At 59.2% G+C, this 2043-nt stretch carries 2 protein-coding genes; one reads left to right on the forward strand and one right to left on the reverse strand.

The features are described 5' to 3' along the window. Window positions 1–85: 85 nt before the first annotated feature. Entirely contained in the window at window positions 86–310 is a 225-nt protein-coding gene (locus ACFMO7_RS15445) for a carbon storage regulator (protein ID WP_376796387.1), read from the forward strand. Between the two features lie 255 nt (window positions 311–565). Here ACFMO7_RS15445 and ACFMO7_RS15450 read toward each other — a convergent pair whose 3' ends face one another. Continuing rightward, window positions 566–1720, reverse strand: a complete 1155-nt coding sequence (locus tag ACFMO7_RS15450; protein WP_376796388.1) for an inositol-3-phosphate synthase — start codon at window positions 1718–1720, stop codon at window positions 566–568. Window positions 1721–2043: the final 323 nt, after the last annotated feature.

The following is a 2043-nucleotide window of genomic DNA, read 5'->3' on the forward strand; positions in this document are numbered from 1 at the left end:
TGTGTTCGGCTTGAAGAGACGCCTGTAAGGTGTCATCTGCAGCGCAGGGACGTCTCGGAAATGCTTCTGGGGAAGGGAGCCTTACATGCTTGTTTTGAGACGCAAAGTTGGTGAAAGCATCATTCTCGGTGGGGTCATTAGTATCTCGGTCCTCGCGGTCGAAGGGGAGCGCGTGAAAATCGGCATCAGCGCTCCGCCAGAGGTGACTATTGTGCGCGAGGAGCTGTTACGCTCGGGACAGGATCAGCACCAGCAACCGACAGCTAATGCCTCGACCGTAACCAATGCTCCAAGCGTACAGCGCTCGTAGCGGTTCATCTATCCATCCCATCTATTCATCCATCTGATCGCGGAAAGAGAAAGAGGGGTCCCCGGGCTGGTAGTGCCAGCGCCTGCTCGGGGACCTCGCTTTACCTTCGTTCCTCTCTGCCGAATCGGGAGGTGGTCCGCCACCTGCGGGCAGGGCCAGCTCCTCCCCGCGGTCTGATCTCCAGACCCCAAGCCAGGAAGGGGCTGGCAGGGCTAGACCTTCTCCCCTTTCGTCGGCTGCTCCTCTGGAGCGACCCTACTCGCTGGGGGCCTCGACCTTGTAGCCGTTGCTCGGCTCCAGGGCCTCCGCGCGCTCTGGAGCAGCCTGCGGCTCCTCACCACGGATAAAGGCTTCGGTCATAGCGCGGGCCACATCGTCCGGATACTGCACCGGGGGCGACTTCATGAGGTAGGCACTCGGCCCGATCAGGGTGCCGCTGAGGCCACGGTCCAGGGCCAGTTTGGCCAGACGCACCGCGTCGATGACAACTCCGGCAGAGTTGGGCGAATCCCAGACCTCCAGCTTCAGCTCCAGGTTGAGCGGCACGTCGCCAAAGGTGCGCCCCTCTAGCCGGATGTAGGCCCACTTGCGGTCTTGCAGCCAGGCCACGTAGTCAGAGGGCCCGATGTGGACGTTCTCCGGCGACAACTCGTAGTCCAACTGGCTGGTGACGGCGTTGGTCTTGCTGATCTTTTTGGACTCCAGTCGCTCGCGCTCCAGCATGTTGTAGAAGTCAGTATTGCCGCCGACGTTGAGCTGCATGGTACGCTCCAGACGCACGCCACGGTCGCGGAAGAGCTTGGCGAGGACGCGATGGACAATGGTGGCGCCTACCTGGCTCTTGATGTCGTCGCCAATCATCGGCAGCCCGGCCTCCTTAAAGCGCTCCTGCCAGTACTGCTCACGGGCAATGAAGACCGGGATGCAGTTGACAAAGGCTACGCCAGCCTGCAGGACCTGCTCAACGTACCATTTGGTGGCCGTCTCGGAACCCACCGGCAGGTAGTTGACCAGCACGTCGGTGCCGGTGTCCTTGAGGATGCGCACGACGTCGTCGGTCTTGCCCGGCGCCTTGGTAATGACTTGCGAGAGATATTTGCCCAGCCCATCGTGGGTCATGCCCCGGTAGACTTTGACCCCCAGCGGCGGCACGTCGGCAAAGCGGTAGGTGTTGTTGGGGGCAGCATAAATGGCCTCGGCAAGGTCCTTGCCAACCTTGTTCTGGTCAATATCGAAAGCTGCCGAAAATTCGATGTCGCTGATATGATAGCCCCCCAGAGTGACGTGCATCAGCCCCGGCACGAAGTCGTCCGGCTTGGCGTTGCGATAATAGTACACTCCTTGCACCAGTGAGCTGGCACAGTTTCCAACGCCAACAATGGCTACACGAACTTTCTTCGATCCTGGCATGATCGTTCCCTTCCTCCTACTAAACTAGCTAGCTGATCAAGATGTTGCATGCGCTGCTTGACTACTGCGCTGCATAAATACGCAAAGATGCCCACTCCTACCCCTCAAACGACCCACACGACACAGGAGTTGGTCCTATCGCTCTGCTCGCTGAGTTCAGCTCTGAGCCTGGCCGCCGACAGCGCTGTTGCCGCCAGAAAAAAAGATGGTGCGGAGAAGAGTGCGAGGATTCCTTTCTCTGGAGGTAGGACTGCTTCGGATTCCCTCTCTGCCAGATGCATGCACCTCCTCACAAATTAGCAGGCTGTCAATATTATACTATT

Source organism: Thermogemmatispora sp. (genome assembly GCF_042408735.1).
Taxonomy (GTDB): Bacteria; Chloroflexota; Ktedonobacteria; order Ktedonobacterales; family Ktedonobacteraceae; genus Thermogemmatispora.

Coding starts and splice junctions, on each gene's coding strand:
- ACFMO7_RS15445 (WP_376796387.1), top strand. CDS start 86: ATGCTTGTTTTGAGACGCAAAGTTGGTGAAAGCATCATTCTCGGTGGG.
- ACFMO7_RS15450 (WP_376796388.1), bottom strand. CDS start 1,720: ATGCCAGGATCGAAGAAAGTTCGTGTAGCCATTGTTGGCGTTGGAAAC.